29 protein-coding genes and 1 pseudogene are annotated in these 26,831 nt (G+C 69.6%); 8 read left to right on the plus strand and 22 right to left on the minus strand.

What is annotated here, in order from left to right; translation table 11 throughout:
* Positions 1 to 41 precede the first annotated feature (41 nt).
* Complete coding sequence (locus AAH991_RS07535) at positions 42 to 503, minus strand: MerR family transcriptional regulator (protein WP_346225023.1); 462 nt, start codon at positions 501 to 503, stop codon at positions 42 to 44.
* On the opposite strand from AAH991_RS07535, the gene AAH991_RS07540 reads away from it, so the two are divergent.
* Both AAH991_RS07540 and AAH991_RS07545 read left to right on the plus strand, forming a co-directional pair.
* Positions 502 to 957, plus strand: coding sequence for an MBL fold metallo-hydrolase (locus AAH991_RS07540; RefSeq protein WP_346225024.1), 456 nt, complete (start codon positions 502 to 504; stop codon positions 955 to 957). The two genes, AAH991_RS07535 and AAH991_RS07540, sit on opposite strands and share 2 nt — an antisense overlap.
* Positions 954 to 1,640, plus strand: coding sequence for a siderophore-interacting protein (locus AAH991_RS07545; RefSeq protein ID WP_346225025.1), 687 nt, complete (start codon positions 954 to 956; stop codon positions 1,638 to 1,640). The genes AAH991_RS07540 and AAH991_RS07545 overlap by 4 nt, the downstream gene beginning before the upstream one ends.
* 218 nt (positions 1,641 to 1,858) lie before the next feature.
* Here AAH991_RS07545 and AAH991_RS07550 read toward each other — a convergent pair whose 3' ends face one another.
* A complete protein-coding gene (locus AAH991_RS07550) occupies positions 1,859 to 2,578 on the minus strand; it encodes a DUF2306 domain-containing protein (protein ID WP_346225026.1) in 720 nt (239 codons plus the stop codon).
* 100 nt (positions 2,579 to 2,678) lie between these two features.
* On the opposite strand from AAH991_RS07550, the gene AAH991_RS07555 reads away from it, so the two are divergent.
* Together AAH991_RS07555 and AAH991_RS07560 are read left to right on the plus strand one after the other, a co-directional pair.
* The gene (locus AAH991_RS07555; RefSeq protein WP_346225027.1) at positions 2,679 to 3,416 is read left to right on the plus strand and encodes a TetR/AcrR family transcriptional regulator; all 738 of its coding nucleotides are present in this window, start codon (positions 2,679 to 2,681) and stop codon (positions 3,414 to 3,416) included.
* 231 nt (positions 3,417 to 3,647) lie between these two features.
* Positions 3,648 to 3,782 carry a hypothetical protein gene (locus tag AAH991_RS07560; RefSeq protein ID WP_346225028.1) on the plus strand — a complete coding sequence of 45 codons (135 nt, stop codon included), beginning with the start codon at positions 3,648 to 3,650 and terminating at the stop codon, positions 3,780 to 3,782.
* 99 nt (positions 3,783 to 3,881) lie between these two features.
* On the opposite strand, the gene AAH991_RS07565 is transcribed toward AAH991_RS07560, so the two are convergent.
* Both AAH991_RS07565 and AAH991_RS07570 read right to left on the minus strand, forming a co-directional pair.
* Positions 3,882 to 4,400 (minus strand): type II toxin-antitoxin system RelE family toxin, encoded by a 519-nt coding sequence (locus AAH991_RS07565; RefSeq protein WP_346225029.1) that lies wholly within the window; start codon positions 4,398 to 4,400, stop codon positions 3,882 to 3,884.
* A 3-nt stretch (positions 4,401 to 4,403) separates the two neighbouring features.
* On the minus strand, positions 4,404 to 4,712 hold the full coding sequence (locus tag AAH991_RS07570; protein ID WP_346225030.1) for a type II toxin-antitoxin system prevent-host-death family antitoxin: 309 nt from the start codon (positions 4,710 to 4,712) through the stop codon (positions 4,404 to 4,406).
* A 202-nt stretch (positions 4,713 to 4,914) separates the two neighbouring features.
* Between AAH991_RS07570 and AAH991_RS07575 the strand changes: the two genes are divergently transcribed.
* Complete coding sequence (locus AAH991_RS07575; RefSeq protein ID WP_346225031.1) at positions 4,915 to 5,526, plus strand: DUF4240 domain-containing protein; 612 nt, start codon at positions 4,915 to 4,917, stop codon at positions 5,524 to 5,526.
* Positions 5,527 to 5,707: 181 nt separating this feature from the next.
* Here the strand turns inward: AAH991_RS07575 and AAH991_RS07580 are convergent.
* The 4 genes and pseudogenes from AAH991_RS07580 to msrA form a co-directional block, all read right to left on the minus strand.
* Positions 5,708 to 5,815 (minus strand): annotated as a pseudogene (locus AAH991_RS07580) (peptide-methionine (S)-S-oxide reductase MsrA); the annotation flags it as partial.
* A 95-nt stretch (positions 5,816 to 5,910) separates the two neighbouring features.
* Positions 5,911 to 6,267 (minus strand): type II toxin-antitoxin system RelE family toxin, encoded by a 357-nt coding sequence (locus AAH991_RS07585; protein WP_346225032.1) that lies wholly within the window; start codon positions 6,265 to 6,267, stop codon positions 5,911 to 5,913.
* Positions 6,264 to 6,734, minus strand: coding sequence for a hypothetical protein (locus AAH991_RS07590; protein ID WP_346225033.1), 471 nt, complete (start codon positions 6,732 to 6,734; stop codon positions 6,264 to 6,266). Before AAH991_RS07590 ends, AAH991_RS07585 begins: the two co-directional genes overlap by 4 nt.
* 189 nt (positions 6,735 to 6,923) lie before the next feature.
* Positions 6,924 to 7,586 carry a peptide-methionine (S)-S-oxide reductase MsrA gene (gene msrA / locus AAH991_RS07595; protein ID WP_346225150.1) on the minus strand — a complete coding sequence of 221 codons (663 nt, stop codon included), beginning with the start codon at positions 7,584 to 7,586 and terminating at the stop codon, positions 6,924 to 6,926.
* Between the two features lie 135 nt (positions 7,587 to 7,721).
* Here msrA and rarD point away from each other — a divergent pair, with 135 nt between their 5' ends.
* Together rarD and AAH991_RS07605 are read left to right on the plus strand one after the other, a co-directional pair.
* Positions 7,722 to 8,630 (plus strand): EamA family transporter RarD, encoded by a 909-nt coding sequence (gene rarD / locus AAH991_RS07600; RefSeq protein WP_346225034.1) that lies wholly within the window; start codon positions 7,722 to 7,724, stop codon positions 8,628 to 8,630.
* A 74-nt stretch (positions 8,631 to 8,704) separates the two neighbouring features.
* Positions 8,705 to 9,532 (plus strand): LLM class flavin-dependent oxidoreductase, encoded by an 828-nt coding sequence (locus AAH991_RS07605; protein WP_346225035.1) that lies wholly within the window; start codon positions 8,705 to 8,707, stop codon positions 9,530 to 9,532.
* A 2-nt stretch (positions 9,533 to 9,534) separates the two neighbouring features.
* Here the strand turns inward: AAH991_RS07605 and AAH991_RS07610 are convergent, their stop codons facing one another.
* Positions 9,535 to 10,008 carry an RrF2 family transcriptional regulator gene (locus AAH991_RS07610; protein WP_346225036.1) on the minus strand — a complete coding sequence of 158 codons (474 nt, stop codon included), beginning with the start codon at positions 10,006 to 10,008 and terminating at the stop codon, positions 9,535 to 9,537.
* A gap of 77 nt (positions 10,009 to 10,085) precedes the next feature.
* Here AAH991_RS07610 and AAH991_RS07615 point away from each other — a divergent pair, with 77 nt between their 5' ends.
* Positions 10,086 to 10,829, plus strand: a complete 744-nt coding sequence (locus tag AAH991_RS07615; RefSeq protein ID WP_346225037.1) for an SDR family oxidoreductase — start codon at positions 10,086 to 10,088, stop codon at positions 10,827 to 10,829.
* Positions 10,830 to 10,911: 82 nt separating this feature from the next.
* Here AAH991_RS07615 and AAH991_RS07620 read toward each other — a convergent pair whose 3' ends face one another.
* From AAH991_RS07620 to AAH991_RS07680, 13 genes are all read right to left on the minus strand, one after another.
* The gene (locus tag AAH991_RS07620) at positions 10,912 to 11,880 is read right to left on the minus strand and encodes a hypothetical protein (RefSeq protein WP_346225038.1); all 969 of its coding nucleotides are present in this window, start codon (positions 11,878 to 11,880) and stop codon (positions 10,912 to 10,914) included.
* Between the two features lie 26 nt (positions 11,881 to 11,906).
* Positions 11,907 to 12,902, minus strand: a complete 996-nt coding sequence (locus tag AAH991_RS07625) for a polyprenyl synthetase family protein (RefSeq protein ID WP_346225039.1) — start codon at positions 12,900 to 12,902, stop codon at positions 11,907 to 11,909.
* Between the two features lie 11 nt (positions 12,903 to 12,913).
* The gene (gene nuoN / locus AAH991_RS07630) at positions 12,914 to 14,467 is read right to left on the minus strand and encodes an NADH-quinone oxidoreductase subunit NuoN (protein WP_346225040.1); all 1,554 of its coding nucleotides are present in this window, start codon (positions 14,465 to 14,467) and stop codon (positions 12,914 to 12,916) included.
* The gene (locus tag AAH991_RS07635; protein WP_346225041.1) at positions 14,467 to 15,972 is read right to left on the minus strand and encodes an NADH-quinone oxidoreductase subunit M; all 1,506 of its coding nucleotides are present in this window, start codon (positions 15,970 to 15,972) and stop codon (positions 14,467 to 14,469) included. Before AAH991_RS07635 ends, nuoN begins: the two co-directional genes overlap by 1 nt.
* Positions 15,972 to 17,813, minus strand: a complete 1,842-nt coding sequence (gene nuoL, locus AAH991_RS07640; RefSeq protein WP_346225151.1) for an NADH-quinone oxidoreductase subunit L — start codon at positions 17,811 to 17,813, stop codon at positions 15,972 to 15,974. Before nuoL ends, AAH991_RS07635 begins: the two co-directional genes overlap by 1 nt.
* A 66-nt stretch (positions 17,814 to 17,879) precedes the next feature.
* On the minus strand, positions 17,880 to 18,176 hold the full coding sequence (nuoK, locus tag AAH991_RS07645; protein ID WP_030506864.1) for an NADH-quinone oxidoreductase subunit NuoK: 297 nt from the start codon (positions 18,174 to 18,176) through the stop codon (positions 17,880 to 17,882).
* Positions 18,173 to 19,090 carry an NADH-quinone oxidoreductase subunit J gene (locus tag AAH991_RS07650; protein WP_346225042.1) on the minus strand — a complete coding sequence of 306 codons (918 nt, stop codon included), beginning with the start codon at positions 19,088 to 19,090 and terminating at the stop codon, positions 18,173 to 18,175. The genes nuoK and AAH991_RS07650 overlap by 4 nt, the downstream gene beginning before the upstream one ends.
* Entirely contained in the window at positions 19,083 to 19,598 is a 516-nt protein-coding gene (gene nuoI, locus AAH991_RS07655; RefSeq protein ID WP_139574090.1) for an NADH-quinone oxidoreductase subunit NuoI, read from the minus strand. The genes AAH991_RS07650 and nuoI overlap by 8 nt, the downstream gene beginning before the upstream one ends.
* Positions 19,585 to 20,946, minus strand: coding sequence for an NADH-quinone oxidoreductase subunit NuoH (nuoH, locus tag AAH991_RS07660; RefSeq protein ID WP_346225043.1), 1,362 nt, complete (start codon positions 20,944 to 20,946; stop codon positions 19,585 to 19,587). Before nuoH ends, nuoI begins: the two co-directional genes overlap by 14 nt.
* Positions 20,943 to 23,297: an NADH-quinone oxidoreductase subunit G gene (locus AAH991_RS07665; RefSeq protein ID WP_428833960.1), complete on the minus strand. Its 2,355-nt coding sequence runs from the start codon at positions 23,295 to 23,297 to the stop codon at positions 20,943 to 20,945. The genes nuoH and AAH991_RS07665 overlap by 4 nt, the downstream gene beginning before the upstream one ends.
* Before the next feature lie 38 nt (positions 23,298 to 23,335).
* Complete coding sequence (gene nuoF, locus AAH991_RS07670; RefSeq protein WP_346225045.1) at positions 23,336 to 24,622, minus strand: NADH-quinone oxidoreductase subunit NuoF; 1,287 nt, start codon at positions 24,620 to 24,622, stop codon at positions 23,336 to 23,338.
* A gap of 85 nt (positions 24,623 to 24,707) precedes the next feature.
* Positions 24,708 to 25,469, minus strand: coding sequence for an NADH-quinone oxidoreductase subunit NuoE (nuoE, locus tag AAH991_RS07675; protein ID WP_428833955.1), 762 nt, complete (start codon positions 25,467 to 25,469; stop codon positions 24,708 to 24,710).
* Entirely contained in the window at positions 25,466 to 26,794 is a 1,329-nt protein-coding gene (locus tag AAH991_RS07680) for an NADH-quinone oxidoreductase subunit D (RefSeq protein WP_428833956.1), read from the minus strand. Before AAH991_RS07680 ends, nuoE begins: the two co-directional genes overlap by 4 nt.
* Positions 26,795 to 26,831 lie beyond the last annotated feature (37 nt).

Below are 26,831 nucleotides of genomic sequence, written 5' to 3' on the forward strand. Positions count from 1 at the left end.
ACCGGCGATCGCCGTGACGCGCCGGCCTGCCGTACACCACTTCAGGCCTCACCACATGTCGGCGGCCGGTCCGTTCGACCCGGCGGGATACGCGCCGCGATCCGTTCGCGGGCGTGCGCGCAGTCCGCGAACCTGTGCGGGCAGGCGAGGGCGTGCTCGATCATGTCCTTGGCCGCGCGCGCCCGCGCGATGCGCTGTTCCAGTTCGACGACGTGGCGGCGCAACAGGTCCCGGTGGTCCATCGGATCGGCAGCGGACAGCACGGCGCTCAGCTCGCGCAATCCGAGGCCGGCCTCCTTCCCCATCAGGATCAGCGCCACTCGTGCCGGCGCGTCCTGTCCGTAACGGCGCTGACCACCGGCACGCCGAGCGGGCTCGATCAAGCCCATGCTCTCCCAGTGCCGCAGCACATGCGTGGCCAGGCCGAACCGGTCCGCCAACTCTCCGATGGTCAGTTCCTCGCTTGACTTCATGTGCACATTAACCGGCACCGTTGGCCGCATGCTCAAGCCAACGATCGCCGCTACCCGTTTCACCGACCCGTGGTTCACCGCGCGATGGTCCCTGCGCCGCGGCGAGCCACTCGGGCTACGGGTCGCCGAGTCGCCCCCACTCGCCGCGATCGTCGTCACCAGTCCGGCCGCCGACCACCGGGACCCGCGCGGGCTGCGCCCGTTCCCCCACGAGGGCTCCACACCCCTGTACGTCCCCCGCTGGACGAAGGCGCCGGGCTTCCGGCGCGCAGAGCAGGTGCGGAGGGGAGAGACGCGCGAGGTCGCCGGGGCGTCCGCACTCGGCGCAACGGTGCCGGTCCCGGTGCGCGACGCCCACGGACACCATCCGCTCCCGGTACTGTTCCGCACGACAGGCACAGCCTCGGACCCGATCGCCCTGGCTGAACCGGATCTGACGGTGGTGGGCCTGCCCACAGGCGAGCGCTGGGAGCCGGCACGATGAGTATGTTCCTGCACGGGACGGTCCAAGAGATCGAGCCGATCACCACACGCATGCGCCGCGTCCGGATCACCGGCCCCGATCTGCGCGACCTGACCTGGGTGCCAGGCATGCACACCCGCCTGCGGGTGGGCGACCCCCGCTCTCCCCGCTCGTGGCTGCGCGGACTCCTCCGCACCTACTCAATCTGGGACTACTCCCCTACGGGCCGCCTCGACCTGTGCATACTCGACCATCCGTCCGCCGGGCCCGGAGCGCAGTGGTCGCGAGGCACACGCGTCGGCGACCCGGCGGCTCTCACCCCGCCCGAAGGCAGGCTCGTCCTCCGCGAGGATGCGGGATACCACCTGTTCGTCGGCGACGAGACCGCGACCGTCGCCTTCGGGGCGATGCTGCGCGCATTGCCCTCGTCCGCGATCGTGCACGGCGCGATCTCGGTTGAGGATCCTGGGGACCGTCTCCCACTGGAACACGAGGGCCGCCTGACGTGGAGGTGCCGACCGACCGATCTCGCCGACGTGGTCCGCTCTCTGGAACTCCCCCGTACGCCCGGCGTCGCCTACCTCGCCGGAGAGGCCCGTAGTTGCCAAGCCGTGCGTGCTCACCTCGTCAAGGAGCGCGGCTGGTCCCGCAGAGCCGTCGTCGTGAAACCGTTCTGGACGCCCGGACGCCGCGGCATGGACTGACCCACCCCGCCCGCCCTTCGGATGTCGCGTACGTCTCCACCAGATCGCCCATACGCTGCAGATCCGCGATCAAAGAGATCAACCGAGGTCAAGCCTGTTCACACTCACCGGCTCGGCACGCAGCCGGTATGCCGGCGCGATCCATCGTTCGCCGCTCGGCCGTTGAAGGCCTTATCGGCTCGCGGAGTCCGGGTGCCGGGGGAAACCGGCCATCGGGGTCAGGCCGCGAGAGCGGTGCGGCGGCCGCGACGGGCCACCTCGCGCTCCAGGTACCACTCCACGACCAGCAGCGGGATCGTCCAGCCGAGCCAGCCGGACAGGCCGGAGATCGTCCACGCCATCAGGTCGGGATCGCCGTGGAAGACGGTGTCCTGCAGCGGGGGCAGGGTGACGATCAGGATCCCGGTCCACACCCGGTTGGTGATGATGGAGTAGGTCAGCACGGTGCTGCGCAGCATCCAGCGCCGGTGGTCGGCGTACCGGCGGGCGCGTGCGGCGCGCCAGCCCGTCACGGTGAAGGCGAGCCACAGCAGGGCGAGGAGCACGTCGCTGACCGCGAGGAACAGCCCGAACGGGGTACGCGCCCCGATGACCAGACCGGTCAGCCCGGCCGGCAACACCCCGGCGAACACGTAGACCCGCCCGGCACGCCGGTGCCACACCGGGTGCCGTCGGCGGAACCACGGCCACACCTGGAAGAACGCGGTGACCATGGCGACCGAGGCGAACAGCACGTGCGCAACGAGCAGCGGGTAGTGCAGGCCGAACCCCTGTGGCTGCGGCACTCGGGACAGCGACGGGTTCCCGGTCAGGTACGGCGGCAGCGAGAACGCGAGGAACCCGGCCGTGACCAGGCCGAGCGGCATCGTCCAGCGGCGCCGCCACCACGGACGCCGGCGGGCCGATAACGGCGGAGGACTGTCGATCGTCGTGTGCATGACGGCTCCAAGAGACGGTCGGGAGATGCGTATGCCATACGCTCAATGCGTACCATATACGCAAAGCGTAGGCCATACGCAAACTGGTAAGCTCCCTGGAATGCCGGACGACATCGGGAACGAGCTGCCGCACGCGCTGAACGTGCTGTGGGGGCGGGCCAAGCCGAAGGGACGAGGACGCACGCCCGCGCTCAGCCTGGAGCGGATCGTGGCGGCGGCCATCGCCCTCGCCGACGAGGAGGGCCTGGCCGCGCTGTCCATGGCCCGGCTCGCCGAACGGCTCGGCTGCGCGCCCATGTCGCTGTACCGGCACGTGGCCGGCAAGGACGACCTGCAACTGTTCATGCTGGCCGCCGCGCCCGGCCCGCCGCCGGAGTTCGACACGGCGCCGGCCGACTGGCGCGGCTCACTCACCCGATGGGCGGTCGAACTGTTCGCTGTCTACCTGCGGCATCCGTGGATCGCCCAGCTGGCGAACTCCCCGCCGATGGACCCCGGCCAGCTCGCCTGGCTGGACGCCGCGCTGCGCTCCCTCGGCGGCACACCCCTGGACCCGCGGGCCCGGTTCTCCGTGGTCATGCTGGTGCTGCACTACGTGCGCGGCGCCGCCCAACTCCTGACGTCCATCCCCGCCGAACCGGAAAGGGCCGACGAGACGTACGCCGCTCTGCTCACCGAGCTCGCCGACCGCGACCGGTTCCCGGCGCTGGCCCATGCCGTCGAGGCCGGGGTGTTCGACCCCCACGCGGGGGCCGCTCCGGACGACGACTTCCACGCCGGCCTTGACCACCTGCTCGACGGGGTGGGAGTGGCGATCGAACGCGCCTCCCGGGCCTGAGCCGGGTCAGCGGGCCGGCGCCGCGCCAGGAGTCGCGGACCTTCAGCCCGGACGACCGAGGCGGCCGGACCTGCGTCCCAAGACGGTCCATGCCGAGCGCATCGTGAGCGTCCGGGCCGTGCGTCTCCCGATCTCCGGGCCCAGCCGGAGACGTACGCCGAAGCGGGGGACGACGGAGGCACCGCGAGTCCCCGCTGCTTTCTCATGTGGTCTGCTGATGAGCCGGTACTCGTGGGGAGCGCTCCTACCTGGCACGGAACTGCGCGCCCCGAAGTCCAGATGGAAGGCGAGTTCCGCGTCGCCCGCGCGACCGTCCGCAAGGTGACCGCCAAGCTCCGCGAGGACGGGCACCAGGCCGAAGGGTGACTTGCGTTGACGCCGGTGCCTCCGATGCCGCAGTAGCCGTTCGGCACCTTGAAGAGGTATTGCTGGTGGTAGCAGTTCTCTTCGGGCAATAATTCGCGGCTAGCGTGGCCTGGAGCGGAAGTCAGCCCAGAGGTCGACCGCCTGCTGCAAGTCGAGGGCGGCGACGTCCTCGCGAGACATACCGACGGTGTAGATCAAGCGATCTGCGAGCCAATCCGGCACTGGCTCCCTGGGAGGCGGGTGCTCGACGCGAATGTGATCGGCCAGCGCGCCCAGGCGTTCGATGACCCGACCAAGCTGCACCACCTCGGGACGCCCCGTGCCGGCGGCACGCACCCTGGCTGTGGCCTCGGCGTAGACCTCACCGTCGGCTCTTTCGCCCACAGCCCATACTTCGCAAATCTCGATCGATTTCTCGTCCGTGATTCGATACACGACCCGCCAGGTGTTACGCCCGACCACGAGCTTGCGAAAGCCGGTCAGCTCTCCGCCCAGCGGATAGCCCGCCTCGGGATTGTCAAGCAGGAGAAGGATCTTCTTGAGCACCTTGGGCGCGGCGTCCGGACCGATTCGCCGCAGGTCATCGACCGCCGGAGCCGTGAAGACGACGTCAGACACGGGCTATTCGTCGTCCGGCAGCGCGGCTAGCGACTCCCGTGTGTGCCCGAAAGCGGAGAGCACGTCATCGAGCGAGACACGCTCCCCGGTGTCGGTCACCGAGCGCGCGAGCACGAGCGCCAAGTCCCGGAGATCGGCGGCGGCCTCCTCCAACTCTTCCAGGCGACGGATGCTGACGACCGCCGCCACCGGCTGATGCCGACGGGTCACCACCAGATCGGTCCCGCGTTCAGCGTCGGCGACGAGACGCGCCACCCCACGCTGAGCCGCTTCTGTGACACTCAACTCGGCAGCTTCATGCAGCATGGTCATACGGACTACTGTACAGCAACCTGTACAGAAAAGGCAGAGATGCCCGCGTCGTTCGGCGACGGCGATCACGGACACTGGAGCGCCAGATGGGCGGCTTGCGTACACCCCGCAGGTGCACTGCTCAGGGTGGCTGCTTCTGCGAAGCTATGGCGTGAACGCGGCAATAGGATTCATCGTCTCTGGCGTGCCATTATCGCTTCTCATGGATGAGGACGGATTCTGGGAACTGATCGACCTTTGCGCCAGGGAGACCGGCAGCAGAAAGGAGCGCCTGGCCTGGCTGAAGACCCAGCTCTGCCAACTTTCCGCCGACGAGATCATCGATTACCACATGTGGTGGGAGCTGAATGCGAACCGCGGCTGCACATGTGACATGTACGCGCTGAGCTGTCACCTGTTACGACGCGAATCAACGGACGGCTTCGAGTATTTCGTCTACTGGCTCATGAGCTTGGGCCGAGAGGCGTACGACCAAGTCGCCGATTGCCCGGATCGCGTCATGGAACTGCCGCAGGTCATGGACCTTCTCGACCTGAAGCGACGCTGGTTTGCCGAACGTCGTCGCGGCTTGCCGTGGTCCGACGAGGAATACCCGGGTTTCGAACTCCTTGCCTACGTGGCGCTGGACGCCTATGAGCAGGTCACCGGCGCGGAGGTGGACGTTCTTTACACCGCCGTCAAAGCTCGAGGAGTCCGCAGTAGGTTTCCGCTCCTGGCGGCCGAATTCGGCGAGCAAGACTGGGATATCGCCGATGATGCGGAGATCGCCCGCAGGCTTCCCCGGCTGGCCCGCCACCTGACCAGCCGTGGCTGATCTCAGTCATTCCCCATTCCGGGAAGCGCAGGTGAGATCGACGCAGAGGCGGTGAGCGCTCCCCCTCTCCGCACTCACCGATACCGGAATACCCGACCGCACGCCGCTCGGGCTCAACCCGGTCGTTGCCCCTCGTCATCTTCCCAAGGGGCAACGACTCACGATCCTGCCGGGCGACTGATCAAGCGTCGCCGGCGGTCAGGCCGACGGGGCAGGAGACGCCGGTGCCTCCGATGCCGCAGTAGCCGTTCGGCACCTTGAAGAGGTATTGCTGGTGGTAGACCTTCGCTTCAGGCAATAAGTCGCGCTAGGACCTTGCGACACTTGCTCCTGCCCTCGGCGCTGGGACTGGCTGTGTCACATTCGTCAGCAGGTCAGCCGGCCTCAGGCATCGGTGTCCTTGGGATGACGGGGTGAGGCATAGACGATCCATACCGTGTGAGCGGTGTCATCGATCACGTAGCGCACGCGCCCGCCGCTGGTAACCTCGAACTCCCATTGCTCGAGGTCCTGTCCGTTGTGGCGATGAGTCGCAAGGTCGCCACGCAGGCGATGCTGACGCTCATGGTCGGTGCGTGAGCGTGGATCTGCGCGCAGCGTCTCCAAGCATCGGCGCGTGTTGGCCAGGGCATGACGGCATAGTTCCTCCCAGCCCTTCACCGCATCGCTCGTGCCGAACCGTACGTCCCATTCGTTGTCAGGAGGCGGGACTGTGACCCGGTCTCCGCGCTTCGGACTCATACCGAAACCTCAACCGGCCCGAAGTCTCCGCTCGTCGCCTCACGCGCCTGCGCATAGTGCGCGGGGTCGGCCTTGATCCGGGCGGTGGCCCGCCAGCCTGCGATGACTTCCTGTGTAGTGGCGTCGACATCCAGCTCGGCAGCGTCAGAGAGCGCCTCAACCAGTTCAAGAGTGAAGGACCGCACCTCGTCAGAGGAGAGGTGACGAACCCAGGGGAAGACATCAGGCATAGCGATGACCAGGGCGCGGGCGGTCGGATCATGCCTTAGGAGAGCGAGGAACAGACGGGAAGCAGTGGCCAGCGTCTGTTCGCGTCGTTCCTCACGGTCAGCCGCGGTCAGGTAGAAGTCCTCGGCATCCCGGTGAGTCACACGTACGCGACCGAGTCGTGCGGCGCGTTCGGCGACGGCCCGGGGGTTCCTCGACAAGTCCGAGAAGGTGACGGCGTCGGCATTGCTGATGCTCACGCCGCCAGTCTAATTCAGAACACATTCTGATAGCGCTTCAACCTCGCCCACCTGGCGCGCCGCGCCGTGGGACGGCTCCGCCCCACCCAGGCCCGCACTTTGAGACCGCCGATCGCGTCGAGCCTGACCCCGGCCCACACCGCACCGGCCCGGGCGGCGAAGGGCCAGGATCAGTCAGTTACCCGCAGGTCAGGCTTCGCCGGCGGTCAGGCCCACTGGGCAGGAGACGCCGGTGCCGCCGATGCCGCAGTAGCCGTTCGGCACCTTGAAGAGGTATTGCTGGTGGTAATCCTCCGCAAAGTAGAACTCACCGGCGGGGGCGATCTCGGTGGTGATCTCGCCGTATCCGGCCTTGGCGAGCACCTCCTGGTACGCGTCCCTGGAGGCCGCGGCCGCCTTGGCCTGCTCGGGGCCGTGGGTGTAGATGGCCGACCGATACTGGGTGCCGACGTCGTTGCCCTGCCGCATGCCCTGGGTCGGGTCGTGGGCCTCCCAGAACACCTTCAGGAGCTCCTCGTACGTCACCTCCGCCGGGTCGAAGACCACCCGGACGGCCTCGGTGTGCCCGGTCAGGCCGGTGCAGACCTCCTCGTACGTAGGGTTCGGCGTGTAGCCGCCCGCGTAGCCCACGGCGGTCGAGACGACCCCGGGGGTCTGCCAGAACTTGCGCTCGGCGCCCCAGAAGCAGCCCAGCCCGAACTCGGCGATCTCCGTGCCCTCGGGGTACGGCGGAGCCAGCGGCGCGCCGAGGACCTGGTGGCGGGTGGCCACCGGCATGACCTCGGCCCGGCCCGGCAGCGCGTCCGCGGGGTCCACCATCGTCGTCTTGTCTGTGCCGAACAGCCAGCCCATCACGTAGCCTTCCTTCCGCTCTGCCATCCCCAACCAGCCGCCGGGCGGCCTTGTTCCTCACGTAAGCGCTTCTAAACCTCAGTCATAGAGACCCTTATTTGTGCTGAATCCAGGTAAGCGGCGAAGATGGGGGTCATGCCTGATACGCGCCGTGGTGTCCTGTATGGCGTCGCCGCCTACACGATGTGGGGTCTGTTCCCTCTCTACTGGCCCCTGCTCAAGCCGTCCGGCGCCGTGGAGATCCTCGCCCACCGAATGGTCTGGTCTCTGGTCGTGGTGGTCGCGGTCCTCGCCGTACGCCGCCACTGGTCCTGGATCCGCACCATGACCCGCCGCCAATTCCTCCTCCTCGCCCTCGCGGCCGTCACGGTCTCGGTCAACTGGGGCGTCTACATCTACGCCGTCAACGCCGGCCATGTGGTGGAGAGCGCGCTGGGCTACTTCATCAACCCCCTGGTCAGCGTGCTGTTCGGCGTTCTGGTCTTCCGCGAGCGGCTGCGCAGGTGGCAGTGGATCGCGGTAGGGCTGGGCGCGCTCGCGGTCCTCATCCTGACGCTCGACTACGGGCGTCTCCCCTGGATCGCCCTCGTGCTCGCCTTCAGCTTCGGCACGTACGGCCTGATCAAGAAGGCCGCGGGGGTGGGCAGCGCGGAGAGCCTGACCATCGAGACGCTCGTGCTGCTGCTGCCGGCCCTGGGCTACCTGCTCTTCCTGCAGGCGGACGGCACGGGGACCTTCGCCAATCACGGCCTCGGCCACGCGCTGCTGCTGGTGACGGCCGGCCTCATCACCGCGGTGCCGCTGATGCTCTTCACGGCCGCCGCGCTGCGGGTTCCGCTCACCGTCATCGGCCTGCTCCAGTACATCGCCCCCGTGCTGCAGTTCCTGTGCGGGGTGCTGATCGCCCACGAGACGATGCCGGCCAGCCGGTGGGCCGGGTTCGTGGTCGTCTGGCTCGCACTGAGCGTCTTCACCTGGGACAGCATCCGCGCCGCCCGTACGTCCCGCCAGGAACGTACGGCGGCGGCGCTCGAGACCGTCTGATACGTCCCCCGGAGTACGGAGTCCGCCTCCGGCGGTGTGACGACGGCATGGGCCGCGACGGCGAGGATCGCCGCATGAGCAAGGAATTCCGTTTCGGGATCGTCGCCGGCCTGGCCCCCGACGCCGCCGCGTGGACGGCGACGGCCCGCCGTGCCGAGGACCTCGGCTACTCGACCCTGCTCGTCCCCGACACACTGGGGACGCTGCCGCCGCTGCTCGCGATGACCGCCGCGGCCACCGTCACGACGACGCTGCGCGTGGGCACGTTCGTGCTCGCCGCGCCCTACCGCAATCCCCCACAGCTCGCGCACGAGCTCGCCGGGCTCGACTTCCTGTCGGGCGGACGGCTGGAGGTCGGCGTGGGGGCCGGCCGGCCCGCCGCCGAGGAGGAGGCCCGGGCGCTCGGCATGCCGTACGGCACGGCGGGCGAGCGCGTGGCGCTGGTGCGGTCGGTGATCGGCGAGGTGCGGGCGGCCTTCGCCGGGAGCAGGACCACCGTGCAACGTCAGGGGCCGCCCATCATGGTCGCGGGGGCCGGTCCCCGCATGCTGGCGCTGGCCGCGGAGGAGGCGGACACCGTCGCGCTCGCCGTACCCCCCGCCACGTCGGAGGAGGGCCTGCGCGGGCCCGTCGGCGCGCTACGGGAGATGGCCGGGGCGAGGTTCGACGACATCGAGCTGAGCATGAACCTGCTCCAGGTGGGCGAGGAACCGCCCCCGTGGGTGCCCGGCGGGCTGACCGCCCCGTCGCCGGACGCCGCCGCCGTGCTGCGCGGCTCGCCCCGCGAGATGGCCGGCACGCTGCTGCGCCGCCGCGACGAGCTGGGCCTGTCCTACATCACCGTCAACGGCTTCTTCGCCGACGCCCTCGCCCCCGTCGTCGAACTCCTCGCGGGCCGCTGACGTCAGCGTGTGGCCGACAGGCGTGACCGGGTGCGGGCAGGCGCCCACTCGGGCAGCTCGGCGAGGATGTCGGCGAGCGTCACCCCGGCGAGGCTGCTCCGCCACGCGCGGTGCGCGTCGGTCATCTTCTCGGCGATGACGCAGATGCGCCGGCAGTCCTCGGGGGGCAGCGCCCCCCGTCCCTGCTGGCGGATCTCGCGGCACTCGTACGGCGAGGAGGCGCCGTCGACCGCCTCGACGATCTGCAGCAACGTGATGTCGGAAGCCGCCCGCGCGAGCCGGAAGCCACCGCGCGGGCCCGTCATCGCGGTCAGCACACCGGCCCGGACGAGCGCCTGTAGCTGCTTGGCCAGGTAGGGAGCGGGAACGTCGTAATAATCCGCCAGTTGCGCCGCCGACGCGGTGGCTCCCGGCTCGAGCTGCGCCAGCGTCGTGGCGCAGTGCAACACCCACTCTGTGCTCGCAGGCAGCTTCATGCCCGACAGTCTATCGAAGATATTGCGGATCTATTTTGTCCGAGATAGCATCCGAGGCGTCTAGCGAAGGAGAGACCATGAGAATCGCAGTCGCCGGCGCGACCGGGAACATCGGCAAGCTCACCGTCGCCGCCCTCGAACGGGACGGCCACGACGTCGTACGCGTCAGCCGCTCGCTCGGCGTGGACCTGCTGACGGGCGAGGGGCTCGACAAGGCCCTGGACGGTGTCGAGGCCGTCGTCGACGCGATCAGCTCGGAGGCGACCGACCGGGACGAGTCTGTGAGGTATTTCGGCACGACCACCACGAACCTGCTCGCCGCCGAGGAACGGGCGGGCGTCCGCCACCACGTGCTGCTCTCGATCATCGGCATCCACGGAGTGGAGGGCAACGCCCACTACGCCGGCAAGCGCGAGCAGGAGCGCCTGGTCTCCGCGGGTCGAGTGCCATGGACGATCGTGCCGGTCGCGCAGTTCCACGACTTCGCCGGGATGGTGGCGAGCTGGACCGAGCAGGACGGCGTCGCCACGATCGCGCCGCTGCTGGTGCAGCCGATCGCGCCCGCCGACGTGGCCGACGTCCTCGCGGAGATCGCGGTGGGCGATCCGCAGGGGCGCCACGCCGACGTGGCCGGTCCCGAGCCGCAGGACCTCGTCGACATGGCCCGGCGCACCCTCGCGGCACGCGGCCGGACGGTCAAGCTCGTGCCGACCTGGGCGGGACTCTTCGGGACGGAGATGGCCGGCGACGTGCTGCTGCCCGGGAAGGGCGCCCGCATCGCGCCGACCACCTTCGACGAGTGGCTCGCCACTCAGAAGTAGACGACCTCACGAGAGCGCCGCACGCCCCCGCGGCGTCCCGCCCGGGTGACGGTCGCCGACAACAGCCACCCCGTCACCGATGTCACCGCAGCGCCGCCTCGGCCCTGACGTACGCGGCCTCGGCGATTCGCGGCAGCAGTACGGCGGGGTCGACACGCGGCTTCGGCCACTGGTCGGGGACCCGGATCTCCAGCACATAACGCGGCGTCTGCACCATTTCGACCCACTGGGTGACCGTCTTCCCTTCCATGACTCGGAAGGCCCAGGACCGGGCGCCGAGAGGCGGCACGGGGAACGGCCGCACGCGTATGGGGTAGCCCTCCTCCCCGGGGGATGTCCGGCAGGAGCCCATCACGGCGGGATCGCCGAGGTTCGCCAGCATCGGGGCGGGCCCGGTGACGATGGTCTCGGAGAACTCCGCCGACCGTTTCCACGCCTCGTCGCTCATCGCGCTCAGCAGCGTCGCCGCGATCCGCACGCCGGGCCGGTTGAAGTCGCGCAGCACGACGCGCCACGCTCCCCCGGCCACTGCCCGGCAGGCGGGAGGCCCCTCGGACCCCCCGGCCACCTGACGGAGTGCGAGGAATCGCGAGGCGTCGTCCACGGCGGCGGGCAGAGCGACGACCGCGGCCGGGGTCATGACCGACTCGCCGGCCCCTTCGTAGTGGACGAGCAGCGCCTGCCGCAGCCGGGGGTCGCCGGGCCCGCCGGGGTTGGGAACCGCGGCCGGCCGCCCCCTCCCGAAGGCCCTCCCCTCGAAAACCTGCTGAACGGACGGCGTCGGAGCGGGGGTAGCGGGCACGGGCGAGGCCGGCCTGCGGGAAGAGGGCACGGGCGAAGCCGACCCCCGGGAAGCAGCGGCGAACAGATCCGCGAGCGACGGCGCCTCGCCCTTGCCTGCTCCGGGCGCGAGGGTCTGGTCCTTGTCGATGATGACGGCGCCGGCGGGCATCGGGCTCTCCGGCGCCGGGGTGGCGGGCGTGCCCGTGCGTGGCGTGCCGCCGCAGGCCGCCGCCAGGAGGCACAGGACCGCGAGCCGGCCGATCTTCACCCGGCCAATGATCCCCTACAAGCCGGTCAGCCGGTGCGCTCGACGACGTAGTCGCACAGCGCGATCAGGGCCGTGCGAGCGGGGATGTCGGGCAGGCCGGCGAGGGCGGCCTTGGCCCGGCCGATCCAGCGGGTGAGCTCGTCGCGGGCCTGGTCCATGGCCCGGTGGGCCCGCAGCAGCGTCAGCGCCTCCTCGACGTCCTCCTCGGCCACCGGCCCGGACAGCAGGGCGCGCAGCCGCTCGTCCGCGGGGTCGTCGGAGGTCAGGGCGTACAGCACGGGAAGCGTGCGGACGCCCTCACGCAGGTCGGTGCCGGGGGTCTTGCCCGAGTCGGCCGTGGGCGCGGCCACGTCGATCAGGTCGTCGCCGAGCTGCCAGGCCACGCCGATCGCCTCGCAGGCGTCGGTCAGGCGGTCGACCACCTCGGCGGGCGCGCCGGCGAGCATGGCGCCGAAGCGGCCCGAGGTGGCGATCAGGGAGCCGGTCTTGTCGGCCAGCACGCCGATGTAGTGGGCGATCGCGTCGGAGCCCTCGGCGGGCCCGATCGTCTCGCGGATCTGGCCGCGCACCAGGCGGGAGAACGTACGCGCCTGGATCCGGATGAGCTCGGCGCCGAGGTCGGCGAGGATCTCCGACGCCTGGGCGAACAGGTAGTCGCCGGTGAGGATGGCCACGGTGTTGTCCCACCGGGCGTTGGCGGACGGGGAGCCCCGGCGCACCGGAGCCTCGTCCATCACGTCGTCGTGGTAGAGCGTGGCCAGATGGGTCAGCTCGATGACGACGGCCCCGGGCACGATGCCCGGGGCGTCGGGGTTGCCGAACTGGGCGGCCAGCAGCACGAGCATCGCCCGGAACCGCTTGCCGCCCGCCTCGATGAGGTGCCTGGACGTCTGGGTGACGAAGGCGTCCTCGCTCTCGACCGACGAGCGCAGCAGCTTCTCCACCGCCGCGAGCCCGCCTGCGAGGTCGTCGGCCAGCCGCTCGTCTACGAGAGGAATGTCCACAACGGGCGGCGCGGCCATACGGAGATCTCCTATCGGACGAACAGGGACTGTGCTGCCGTGTGCGCGAGGTCCAGCACGGGCTGGGGATAAACCCCGAGAACTACCGTAGCCAATGCCGCGACACCGACGACCGCCGCGGTCCCCCGCGAGGGCAGCACGACGGACGGGCCGTCGGCGGCCGGGTCGCTGAAGAACATCAGCACGATCACACGGACGTAGAAGAACGCGGCGACGGCCGAGGCGACCACACCGATGATGACCAGCGGCGTGGCGCCGTTGGCGACGGCCGCCTGGAAGACCGCGTACTTCCCGAAGAACCCGCTGGTCAGCGGGATACCGGCGAAGGCCAGCAGGAAGAACGCGAAGACTCCGGCCAGCAGCGGCGAGCGCTTGCCGAGACCGGCCCAGCGGGACAGGTGCCACGCCTCGCCGCCCGCGTCGCGGACCATGGTGACGACCGCGAACGCGCCCACCGTGGTGAAGCCGTACGCCACCAGGTAGAACAGCAGGCCGGACAGGGCCGAGGTGTTCTCGGCCTGGGTGTGGCCGGTGGCGATCACGCCGATGAGCAGGAAGCCGCCGTGCGCGATGGACGAGTAGGCGAGCATCCGCTTGATGTCGGTCTGCGTGATCGCGAGGACCGCGCCGACCACCATCGTGAGAATCGCCACACCGTACAGCACCGGACGCCAGTCCCAGTCGAGACCGCCGAGACCGACCCAGAACACCCGCAGCAGCGCGCCGAAGGCGGCCACCAGGGTGCCGGAGGCCATCAGCGCGGTGATGGGCGTGGGCGAGCCCTGGTAGACGTCCGGCTTCCACGCCTGGAACGGCGCCGCGCCGATCTTGAACAGCAGACCGACGCCGAGCATGGCCGCGCCGATGTAGAGCAGCGTGTCCTGGCCGCCGACCGCGCCGAGCGCCTGGTTGATCTTCACGAGGTCGACCGACCCGGCGAAGCCGTAGAGCAGGGCCGTGCCGTACAGGAAGAAGGCCGAGGAGAACGCGCCCAGCAGGAAGTACTTGACCGCGGCCTCCTGCGACAGCAGGCGGCGGCGCCGGGCCAGGCCGCACAGCAGGTACAGCGGCAGCGACATGACCTCGAGGGCGACGAACGCCACGAGCAGGTCGTTGGCCGCCGGGAACAGCAGCATGCCGCCGACCGCGAACAGCAGCAGCGGGTAGACCTCGGTGTGCGCGGCCCGCTCGACCAGCGACTGCTCCTCCTCGGCCGAGCCCGGCACGGCCGCGGCGGAGCCGACGAAGTGCTCCTCGTCCTTGATGAGCAGCACGCTCACGAAGGCGAGGATGAGGATCGTGCCCCAGATGAACAGGGCCGGGCCGTCCACGGCCACCGCGCCCATCGCGGCGGGCTTGGTCGGCACGCCCTTGACCGCCTGCCAGACGGCCAGCGCGAACGCGCCGGCCAGCGACAGCAGCGTGAGCGGCAGGTGGATCGCCGAGCGCAGGTAGCGCGGGGCGAACGCCTCCACAAGCACGCCGACGATCGCCGCGCCGAAGACGACGAGCAGCGGCGCCAGCAGGGCGTACTCGATCGTGGGCGCCTCAATGGTGCCGTTCACTACTGGCCCTCCTGAGCAACGGGTACGGCCGGCTGCGGGTCCGTGACCGACACACTGGACAGCGTGTCCTTCACGGCGGGATTGATCACGTCGAGCAGCGGCTTCGGATAGAAGCCGAACACCAGCAGCAGCGCGACGAGCGGCGCCACCACCCACTTCTCCCGGGCGTTCAGGTCGGGCAGCGACTTGACCGACTCGGCCGTCGGGCCGTTCATCGTCCGCTGGTACATCCACAGGATGTAGATCGCGGCGAGGATGACGCCGACCGTCGCGATCACCGCCGGGACGACGTACCGCTGGTAGGTGCCGGTCAGCACCATGAACTCGCTGACGAACGTGCTGAGCCCGGGCAGCGAGAGGCTGGACAGACCGGCCACCAGGAACGTCCCGGCGAGGATCGGGGCGACCTTCTGCACGCCGCCGTAGTCGGCGATGAACTGCGAGCCCCTGCGGTAGATGAGGAAGCCCGCGATCAGGAACAGCGCACCGGTCGAGAAGCCGTGGTTGACCATGTAGAGCGTGGCGCCCGCGCCCGCGCTGGTGGTCATCGCGAACACGCCCATCGCGATGAAGCCGAAGTGCGACACCGAGGTGTAGGCGATGAGCCGCTTCATGTCGGTCTGCCCGATGGCCACGATCGCGCCGTACACGATGCCGATCACCGACAGCGTGATGACCAGCGGCGTGAAGAACTTCGCGGCGTCGGGGAACAGCTCGAGGCAGAAGCGCAGCATGCCGTACGTGCCGACCTTGTCCAGCACGCCGACCAGCAGGACGGCCGCACCGGCCGGGGCCTGGGCGGCGGCGTCCGGCAGCCAGGTGTGGAACGGCCACAGCGGCGCCTTGATCGCGAAGGCGATGAAGAAGCCGAGGAACAGCCACTTCTGCGTCGTCACGTCCTGGATGGTCCCGACCAGGTCGGAGAACATGAACGTGCCCTTGCCGGCGATCGAGTAGAGCGCGATCACCGCCACCAGCATCAGAAGCCCGCCGAACAGCGAGTACAGCAGGAACTTCACGGCCGCGTACGACCGCTGCGCCCCGCCGTACGACCCGATCATGAAGTACATCGGGATCAGCATGGCTTCGAAGAAGACGTAGAAGAGGAAGACGTCGGTCGCCGCGAAGACGCCGATCATCATGGCCTCGAGCACGAGCAGCAGCGAGAAGTACGTCCGGACCGAGCGCTTGCCGGCCTCGGCGTCATGCCAGGAGGCGAGCACCACGATCGGCACGAGGATCACCGACAGCAGGATCAGCACCAGGGCGATGCCGTCCACGGCGACGCCGTAGTGGACGCCGAACGCGGGAATCCAGTCGTACGTCTCGGCGAACTGGAACTTGTCGCCGTTCGGGCTGAACTGGACCGCCATGGCGACGGTCAGCGCCAGCACGATCAGCGACACCACGAGGGTGAACTGCTTGGCGAGCTTGTCGTTGCGGACAAGGGTCACGCCCAGCGCGCCGAGTACGGACACGCCCATCAGGGTTGAAAGCCAGGGCATCACAGGTTCCCTACGACGAGCCAGGCACCGGCCAGGACGGCGGCACCCAGGAATATCGACAGCGCGTACGAGCGGACGAACCCGGTCTGGACCCGGCGCAGGCGCCCGGACGTGCCGCCGATGCCCGCGGCGAGGCCGTTCACGAGGCCGTCGACGCCGCGGTTGTCGAAGAACACGGCCAGGCGGGTCAGCCACTGGCCGGGGCGCATGAACAGCGCCTCGTTCAGGGCGTCGCCGTACAGGTCACGACGGGCGAAGGTGGTGAGGAACGAGCCGCGCGGGGCGACCGCGGGCACCTCGGCCCTGCCGTACTTCATCCAGGCGAAGGCCGCGCCGATCGCGACGAGCGCGAGCGTGGCCAGGCCGGGGACGCTGAACGGGTGGAACGAGGGCATCTCCTCCGGCGCGCCGACGGCCGGCGCGAGGAAGGTCATGAACCGGTTGCCCATGATGAGGAACCAGCCCAGGACGACCGCGCCGATCGACAGGACGATCAGCGGGACCGTCATGACGGCGGGCGACTCGTGCGGGTGGGCCGTGGGCTCCCAGCGCTTGGTGCCGAAGAACGTCATGAACACCAGGCGCGACATGTAGAAGCCGGTGATGCCCGCGCCGAGCACGGCCAGCCAGCCGAGGACGGCGTTGTGCTCCATGACGGTCTCGATGATGCCGTCCTTGGTGAAGTAACCGGACAGCAGCGGGAACCCGATGATCGCCAGGTAGCCGATGAGGAACGTCCAGAACGTGAGCGGCATGACCTTGCGCAGCGCGCCGTACTTCCGCATGTCCACTTCGTCGTTCATGGCGTGCATGACCGAGCCCGCGCCGAGGAACATGTCGGCCTTGAAGAAGCCGTGCGTGATCAGGTGCGCGATCGCGAAGGCGTAGCCCGCCGGGCCGATGCCCGCGGCGAGCACCATGTAGCCGATCTGCGACATCGTCGAACCGGCCAGCGCCTTCTTGATGTCGTCCTTGGCGGTACCGATGATCGCACCGGCGAGCAGCGTCGCGACGCCGACGATCGTCACCACGAGCTGCGCGGTCTCGGTGCCGATGAAGATCGGGCCGGACCGGACGATCAGGTAGACGCCGGCGGTGACCATGGTCGCCGCGTGGATGAGGGCCGAGACCGGGGTCGGGCCCTCCATCGCGTCGAGGAGCCAGGACTGCAGCGGGAGCTGGGCCGACTTGCCGCAGGCGCCGACCAGAAGCAGCAGGCCGATCGCCGTGAGCGTGCCGGAGGACGCCTTGTCGGCGTTCGCCAGGACGCCGTCGAAGGCCAGCGTGTGGAACGTCGCGAAGATCGTGAAGATGCCGATCAGCAGGCCGAAGTCGCCGACGCGGTTGACGATGAACGCCTTCTTGGCCGCGGTCGCCGCCGACGGCTTGTGCTGCCAGAACCCGATCAGCAGGTACGACGCGAGGCCGACGCCCTCCCAGCCGACGAACAGGGCCACGTAGTTGTCGGCCAGCACCAGCAGGAGCATCGCCGCGACGAACAGGTTGAGGTAGGCGAAGAACCGCCGCCTGTTCGGGTCGTGCGCCATGTAGCCGATCGAGTAGATGTGGATCAGTGAGCCCACGAACGTGATCAGCAGGCAGAACGAGATCGACAGCGGGTCGACCAGCAGGCCCACCTTCGCCAGGCCCGGGATGAAGTCGTACAGCTCGATCCCGCGGCGGCGCTCGCCCGGGGCGAAGCCGAGGAGCTGTACGAACGACAGCGCCGCCACCACGAAGGACGCGACGGCCATGAGCACGCCCAGCAGATGGCCGAACTTGTCGGTCCTCCGGCCGCCCAGCAGGAGGACCGCGGCTCCCACCAGGGGCAGAGCGATCATGAGCCAGGCGGCTCCGATCGCTCCGCCGGAGTGCTGGATGATCTCAGCGGGTTCCACGGCCACCTCTTAGTACTTCAGCAGGCTGACGTCGTCGACCGACGCGGACCTGCGGGTTCGGAAGATCGTCACGATGATGGCCAGGCCGATGACCACCTCGGCGGCGGCCACGATCATCACGAAGAACGCGATGAGCTGGCCGTCGAGGTTGCCGTTCTGCCGGGCGAAGGTGACGAACGCCAGGTTGCAGGCGTTGAGCATGAGCTCGACGCACATGAACACCACGATGGCGTTGCGCCGTACGAGCACGCCGACGCCGCCGATGGCGAACAGCAGCGCGGAGAGCACCAGGTAGTGCGTGGTCACTTGCCGTCCTCCTCGCTCCGGGAGTCAGCGCGGGAGCTGACGACCCGGCCGGCCACGACGCCCTCTTCCACCGGGCCCTCTTCGGCCATGGGCTCGGTGTCGGGACCGCCGTCCCTGGCCTCGTCCGCGACCGTCGGGGTGCTGTGCCCGTTGGCCCGCTGCGCGGCCTCCTCCTGCTCCAGCACGCGGGCGACCTCCGGGGGCAGGATGCCCTGGGACTCCTCGTACCGCGCGATGTACCGGTTGACCGACAGCGGCGAGACGGACCCGTCGGGCAGCAGCGCCGGCATGTCGATGGCGTTGTGCCGGGCGTAGGTGCCGGGGCCGGGCAGCGGCGCCGGGTTCTTGCCCGTCTTGCCGAAGGCGACGAAGCGCTGCCGGGACAGGTCCTTCTGGGTCGGCTTGGGCTCGCTGCGCTCCCGGTGCGCGAGCACCATCGCGCCGAGCGCGGCCGTGATCAGCAGCGCCGAGGTCACCTCGAAGGCGAACACGTGGCGCGTGAAGATCAGCTCGGCCAGGGAAGGCACGTTGCCCGCCTGCGTGGGCGCGGCCAGGCCCTTGGGGGCGCCGACGACCGCGTTGCCGATCCCGAGGGCGAGCAGGGCGGCGAAGCCGAGCCCGCCCACGATGGCCCAGAAGCGCTGACCCCTGATCGTCTCCACGAGGGAGTCGGACGAGTCCACACCCACGAGCATGAGCACGAACAGGAACAGCATCATGACCGCGCCGGTGTAGACGATGATCTGCACCGCCGCCAGGAACGGAGCGTCCTGGACCGCGTACAGCACCGCCAGCGAGAGCATGACGACGCCGAGCATGAGGGCCGAGTAGACGGCCCTGCGGCTGAAGACGAGTCCGAGCGCGGCGATCACCGAGACGACCGCGAGCACCCAGAACGTGATGGACTCACCCATTGCTTCGACCCAACCGGTAGTAGTCCTCCTCGGTCTCGCCGAGGCGCATCGGGTGGGGCGGCTGCTCCATGCCCGGTCCCAGCGGCGCGAGGAGCATCTCCTTGGTGTAGATCAGCGACTCGCGGCTGGAGTCGGCGAGCTCGTACTCGTTGGTCATCGTGAGCGCCCGGGTGGGACACGCCTCGATGCACAGCCCGCAGAGGATGCAGCGCAAATAGTTGATCTGGTAGACGCGGCCGTAGCGCTCACCCGGCGAGAAACGCTCCTCGTCGGTGTTGTCGCCGCCCTCGACGTAGATGGCGTCGGCCGGGCAGGCCCAGGCGCACAGCTCGCAGCCGACGCACTTCTCCAGCCCGTCGGGCCACCGGTTCAGCTGGTGCCTCCCGTGGAAGCGCGGCGCGGTGGGCCGCTTCTCCTCCGGGTAGTTGACGGTCACCGGCTTCTTGAACATGTGGTGGAAGGTGACGCCGAATCCCTTGATCGGGTTCAGCCAATCAGTTGCTCCCACTGGTCACCTCCTTGGCGGCGTCGGGATTGAGACGCGCGGCGGGCACGACTCCGTGGTAGTGCGGGGCGTCGAGCGGCGGCACGGGGAACCCGCCCGCGACCGGCTCCTCCCGCAGCTGCTCGAACTCCTCCTCGATCTGGGCGGCCTTCGCTTCCTTGCGGCGCTGGTTGACCGTGTCGAACCGGAGCCAGATCGCGAGGGCGCCGATGATGACGACCGCGCCGATGGTCATGATGACCGCCCGGTTGCTGTCCGGCAGGCGCAGCGCCTTGAACGTGGCGGCCATCAGGATCCAGGCCAGGTTGACCGGGATGAGCACCTTCCAGCCGAAGGCCATGAGCTGGTCGTACCGGACCCGCGGCAGCGAGGCGCGGACCCAGACGAAGAAGCCGAACGCGATGACCAGCTTGATGAAGAACCACAGCATCGGCCACCAGCCGGAGTTCGCGCCGTCCCACATGGAGATCGGCCACGGGGCCCGCCAGCCGCCGAAGAACAGCGTGATCGCCATCGCCGAGACGGTGAAGACGTTCACGTACTCCGCGAGCATGAACATCGCGAACTTCAGCGACGAGGAGTACTCGGTGTGGAAGCCGCCGACCAGCTCGCCCTCGCCCTCGGGGAGGTCGAAGGGCACGCGGTTCGTCTCGCCCAGCATCGTGATCGCGTAGATCAGGAAGGACGGGATCAGCGAGACCACGTACCAGGACGGCATCGGGATCGACAGCGAGCCGATGTCCCAGGTGCCGCCGCCCGCCTGCTTCGCCACGATCTCCGAGGTGGACAGCGTGCCCGCCTGGAGGAACACCGCGACGAACGACAGGCCCATCGCGATCTCGTACGACACGACCTGGGCGGCCGAGCGCAGGCCGCCCAGCACGGCGTACGGCGAGCGGGAGCCCCACCCGGCGAGCACCACGCCGTAGACGCCGATCGAGGCCGTGGCCAGGACCAGCAGCACCGCGACCGGCAGGTCGGTGAGCTGCAGCGGCGTCTTGTGGCCGAACATCCATACCATCGGCCCGAACGGCACGACGGAGAAGGCCAGGAAGGCGGGGACGGCGATGATGACAGGGGCCAGGAAGTAGATCACCTTGTCCACGGTGCGTGGCATGATGTCTTCCTTCAGGCCCATCTTCAGGCCGTCGGCCACCGTCTGCAGCAGGCCGAACTTACCTGCGCGGTTGGGGCCGTAGCGGTGCTGCATGCGCGAGATGAGCTTGCGCTCGGTCCACACGCCCATCAGCACGCCCAGCATCAGGAACACGAAGATCGCGACGGCCTTGATGATCGTGATCCACAGGGGATCGTGGCCGAAGTCGCTCAGCGTGGGTCCGGGGTTGTTCACGAGACGCTCCCGATCTTTACGACGTCTCCGGCGACCGCGCGCAGGTCGCGCGTGACCGACAGGCCGGCGGAGTTGGACGGCACCCACACGACACGGTCGGGCAGGTCCGCGACGCGCACCGGCACGACCACGTCGTCACCGATGGTGATCTTGCCGCCGTCGACCGCGCCGATCTCGGCGGCCGTCGCCTCCGACAGCAGCGCCGCCGCCGAGCGGGCGGTCCCCGCCAGGTACGGCTCGCCGTCCTGCAGCCGGCCGTCGTCGAGCAGCAGGTGCCAGGTCGCCAGCACGGCCTCGCCCGCCCGGGGCTCTCGGACCGGACGGCCGGTGACCGCCGGCGCGGCCGGGCGGGTGCCCTTCCAGGAGCCGAGCGTGGCCATCTCCCGCCGGGCGGCGGCGGGGTCGGGCAGGCCGAGGTGGACGTCCATCTGGTCGGCGATCGACGCGATGGCGCGCAGGTCGCTCATCAGACCGGGGACGGCCGTGGCCACGCCGAACGAGCGGCCCCTGCCCTCCCAGTCGACGAACGTGCCGGACTTCTCGGCCACCGCGGCGACCGGCAGGACCACGTCGGCCCGGTCGGTGACCGCGCTGGCGCGGATCTCCAGGCTGACGATGAACGGCGTGTTCTCCAGCGCCGCCAGGGCCCGGGCCGGGTCGGGCAGGTCGTAGGGGTCCACACCCGCCACGACCAGCGCGTCGACCTCGTCGTTGAGCGCGGCCTCGATGATGCCCGCCGTGTCGCGGCCGGGCGCGTCGGGCAGCGAGCCGACGCCCCACACCCTGGCGACCTCCGCGCGGGCGGTCTCGTCGGAGGCCGGGCGGCCGATCGGCAGCAGGCCCGGCAGGGCGCCCGCCTCCAGCGCGCCGCGCTCACCGGCCCGCCGCGGCACCCAGGCGAGCCGGGCGCCGGTGGCCTGCGTGAGCCGTACAAGCGCGGACAGGGCGCCGGGGGCGGTGGCCAGCCGCTCGCCGGCGAGGACGATCGAGCCGGCGGGCAGCACGTCGCCGCCGACGAGGTCGCCGAGCGCCTCGGCCTCGGCGCCGGGCGCGGTGCGGATCAGCGTGCCCTGCATCTTGGCCAGGCCCGGCGTGGCGAACGGCGCGAGCGAGTAGACCTTCAGGCCCCGCTTGCGCGCCGCCTTGCGCAGGCGCAGGAAGACGATCGGCGACTCCTCCTCGGGCTCGAACCCGGCGAGGAGCACGGCCGGGGCCGTCTCCAGGTCGGCGTAGGAGACCTCGATGCCCTTGCCGGCGACGGCGTGGGCGAGGAAGCGCGCCTCCTCCTCGGAGTGCGGGCGGGCCCGGAAGTCGATGTCGTTGGTGCCGAGGGCGATCCGGGCGAACTTGCTGTAGGCGTAGGCGTCCTCGACCGTGAGCCGCCCGCCGACCAGCACGCCGGCCTTCCCGCGGGCCCGCAGCAGGCCCTCGGCCGCGACGGCCAGCGCGTCCGGCCAGGAGGTCGGGACGAGCTTGCCGCTCTCGTCACGGACCAGCGGCGACCGCAGGCGGTCGGGCGCGGTGGCGTAGGTGAAGGCCCAGCGGCCCTTGTCGCAGTTCCACTCCTCGTTGACCTGCGGGTCGTCCCCGGCCAGGCGGCGGGTGACCTTGCCCCGGCGGTGGTCGGTGCGCAGCGAGCAGCCCGACGCGCAGTGCTCGCACGCGCTCGGCGTGGAGACCAGGTCGAACGGGCGGGAGCGGAACCGGTAGGCCGCGCCGGTCAGCGCGCCCACCGGGCAGATCTGGATGGTGTTGCCCGAGAAGTAGGACTGGAACGGCTCGCCGTCGGCGACGCCCACCTGCTCCTTGGCCCCGCGCTCGAAGAAGTCGATGAGCGGGTCACCGGCGATCTGCTCGGAGAACCGGATGCAGCGGGCGCACTGGATGCACCGCTCGCGGTCGAGCAGCACCTCGCTCGACAGCGGGACGGGCTTCTCGAACGTCCGCTTCTGCTCGGTGAACCGGCTCTCGCCCTGGCCGTTCGACATGGCCTGGTTCTGCAGGGGGCACTCGCCGCCCTTGTCGCAGACCGGGCAGTCGAGCGGGTGGTTCAGCAGCAGCATCTCCATCACGCCGCGCTGGGCCTTCTCGGCCACCGGTGAGGTGAGCTGCGTCTTGACCACCATGCCCTCGGCGACCTCGATCGCGCAGGACGGCTGCGGCTTGGGGAAGCCGCGGCCGTTGCCCGCGTCGGGGATGTCGACCAGGCACTGGCGGCAGTTGGCCGCCGGCGAGAGCAGCGGGTGGTCGCAGAACCGGGGGATCTGGATCCCCAGCAGTTCCGCTGCCCGGATGATCAGCGTGCCCTTGGGGACGCTGATCTGGAAGCCGTCGATGGTCAGGGTGACCATGTCCACGACCGGCTGCTCCGGCTGCGTCGTCTGAACTGTCACTTGGACCCCCACACCGTGGAAGCGGCGGGATCGAACGGGCAGCCGCCGATCTCGAAGTGCTTGAGGTATTCGTCGCGGAAGTGCTTCACCGACGAGTGGATCGGGCTCGTCGCACCGTCGCCGAGGGCGCAGAACGAACGGCCGAGGATGTTGTCGGCGATGTCGGTGATGGTGGCCAGGTCGTCCTCGGTGCCCTGGCCCTTCTCCAGCCGCTTGAGCACCTGCTTGAGCCAGAAGGTGCCCTCACGGCAGGGCGTGCACTTGCCGCAGGACTCGTGCGCGTAGAACTCGGTCCACCGCATCACCGCGCGGACCACGCAGGTCGTCTCGTCGAAGATCTGCAGGGCGCGGGTGCCCAGCATGGAGCCCTTGGCCCCGACCGACTCGAAGTCGAGCGGCACGTCGAGGTGCTCGGCCGTGAAGATCGGCGTCGAGGAGCCTCCCGGCGTCCAGAACTTCAGCTCGTGGCCCTCGCGGATGCCGCCCGCCATGTCGAGCAGCTCGCGTAGCGTGATGCCCAGCGGGGCCTCGTACTGGCCCGGCCGGGTCACGTGGCCCGACAGCGAGAAGATGCCGAAGCCCTTGGACTTCTCGGTGCCCATCCCGGCGAACCAGTCGGCGCCGTTGGCGATGATGCTCGGCACGCTCGCGATCGACTCGACGTTGTTGACCACCGTCGGGGAGGCGTACAGGCCGGCGACCGCCGGGAACGGCGGCTTGAGCCGGGGCTGGCCGCGGTAGCCCTCCAGCGAGTCGAGCAGCGCGGTCTCCTCGCCGCAGATGTACGCCCCGGCGCCGCTGTGCACGACGAGTTCGAGGTCGTAGCCCGAGCCGAAGATGTCCGTCCCGAGGTAGCCCTTCTCGTACGCCTCGCGGACCGCGGCCTGCACCCGGCGGATGACGTGGACCACCTCGCCGCGGATGTAGATGAACGCGTGGTTGGCCCGGATCGCGTAGGACGCGATGATCACGCCTTCGACCAGCGCGTGCGGGTTGGCCATCATGAGCGGGATGTCCTTGCAGGTCCCCGGCTCCGACTCGTCGGCGTTGACGACGAGGTAGTGGGCCTTGCCGTCACCCTGCGGGATGAAGCCCCACTTCATGCCGGTGGGGAAGCCCGCGCCGCCGCGGCCGCGCAGGCCCGAGTCCTTCACCGCCTGGATGACGGCGTCGGGGTCCATGCCCAGGGCCTTCTTGGCGGCCGCGTACTCGCCGTACCCGTCGATGGTGAACGAGTCGTCCTGGTCCCAGTTTCTAGTGAGAACCGGCGTAAGCTGTGTCATTTGGTCGCTCACCGCTCCTCGTTCGCTACGCGGGCCGCTCGTACCTCGCGGACCGCTCCGCTCACTGCGACGGGTTCGTTCCGCGTCACTTCTCGCTCCCCTCGGCCTTGGGGGCCTCCCAGCCGTTGGCCTTGGCGACCTTCAGGCCCTCCAGCGACGGGCCGGCGGCCGACGGGCCCTCGGCGGCCTGGCCGTCGGGGAAGCCGGCGAGGACCCGGGACGCCTCCTTGAACGTGCACAGACGGCGCGGGCCGCGCGTGGGCGCGACCTCCTTGCCGGCACGCAGGTCGTCGACGAGCTGCTTGGCCGACTCCGGGGTCTGGTTGTCGAAGAACTCCCAGTTGACCATCATGACCGGCGCGAAGTCGCAGGCGGCGTTGCACTCCAGCCGCTCAAGCGTGATCTTGCCGTCCTCGGTGGTCTCGTCGTGGCCGACGCCCACGTGCTCGCTGAGCTCGTCCCAGATCTGGTCGCCGCCCATCACCGCGCACAGCGTGTTGATGCAGACGCCGACGTTGTACTCGCCGGCCGGCTTGCGCTTGTACATGGTGTAGAAGGTCGCCACGCCGACGACCTCGGCCTTGGACAGGCCCAGCATCTCGGCGCAGAACTCCTGCCCGGCGTCGGAGATGTAGCCGTCCTCCGACTGCACCAGGTGCAGCAGCGGCAGCAGCGCCGAACGCGGCCGGGGGTAGCGGCCGATGATTTCCTTGGCGTCCGTCTCCAGACGCTCGCGGACCTCCGGGGAGTACCCCGTGCTCATGGTCGCGCTCCCCTTCTCATTCGCTACGCGGGTGGCCTCGTCCCTCGGCCTGCCGCTCCGCTCACTCGTCGGCTCGCCGCTCAACGGTCCACACCTCCCATGACCGGGTCGATCGAGGCGACCGCGGAGATGACGTCGGCGACCATGCCGCCCTCACACGTCGCGGGCACCGCCTGCAGGTTCGTGAACGACGGGTCGCGGAAGTGGACCCGGTAGGGCCGGGTGCCGCCGTCGCTGACCACGTGCGCGCCCAGCTCGCCGCGCGGCGACTCGACCGAGGCGTACGCCTGCCCGGCCGGCACCCGGAAGCCCTCGGTCACCAGCTTGAAGTGGTGGATCAGGGCCTCCATCGAGCTGCCCATGATGTGGGCGATGTGGTCGGGCGAGTTGCCGAGGCCGTCGGGGCCGAGCGCGAGCTGCGACGGCCAGCCGATCTTCTTGTCCTCGATCATCACCGGGCCGCCCTTGAGCGGGCCGGAGAGCCGGTCGAGCGCCTGCTCAATGATCTTGAGGGACTCGTCCATCTCGGCCATGCGCACGAGGTAACGGCCGTACACGTCGCAGGTGTTCTGCGTCGCCACCTCGAACTCGTACGTCTCGTAGCCGCAGTAGGGCTGGGACTTGCGCAGGTCCCACGGCAGCCCGGCGGCGCGCAGCATGGGCCCGGTGACCCCGAGCGCCATGCACCCGGTCAGGTCGAGGTAGGCCACGTCCTTCGTACGCCGGGTGTAGACCGGGTTGGCGTCGAGGAGCTTGCGCATCTCCTTGATCCGCCCCGGCATGATCTTGAGGAACTCGCCGATCTTGTCGACGGCGCCGGCCGGCAGGTCGACGCTGACGCCGCCCGGCCGGACGTACGCCATGTTCATCCGCAGGCCGGTGATGTACTCCATCAGGTCGAGCACCATCTCGCGCTCGCGGAAGCCGAACAGCATCGGCGTCGTCGCGCCCAGCTCCATGCCGAACGTCGCGATCGCGACGAGGTGGGAGGAGATCCGGGTGAGCTCCATCGTCAGGACCCGGAGGGCCTGCGCCCGGTCCGGGATCCTGTCGGTGATCCCGAGAAGCTTCTCCACCCCCATGCAGTAGGCGGTCTCGTTGAAGATCGGCGCGAGATAGTCCATGCGGGTGACGAACGTGACCCCCTGGGTCCACGTCCGGTACTCCATGTTCTTCTCGATGCCGGTGTGCAGGTAGCCGATCACTGTGCGGGCCTCGGTCACGGTCTCGCCGTCGAGGGTCAGCACGAGCCGGAGCACGCCGTGCGTCGACGGGTGCTGCGGGCCCATGTTGACGACGAGGCGCTCCTCGGCCGACTCGCTGACGGTCTTGACCAGTTCGTCCCAGTCCTGACCCGCGACGTCGTAGATCCGGCCCTGGGTCTCAGTGGCGGTCTCGGTGGTGCTCACGACGCTCTCCTCGCTGCCCTCGTCCACTCGTGCAGGT

This window comes from Microbispora sp. ZYX-F-249 (genome assembly GCF_039649665.1).
Taxonomy (GTDB): domain Bacteria; phylum Actinomycetota; class Actinomycetes; order Streptosporangiales; family Streptosporangiaceae; genus Microbispora; species Microbispora maris.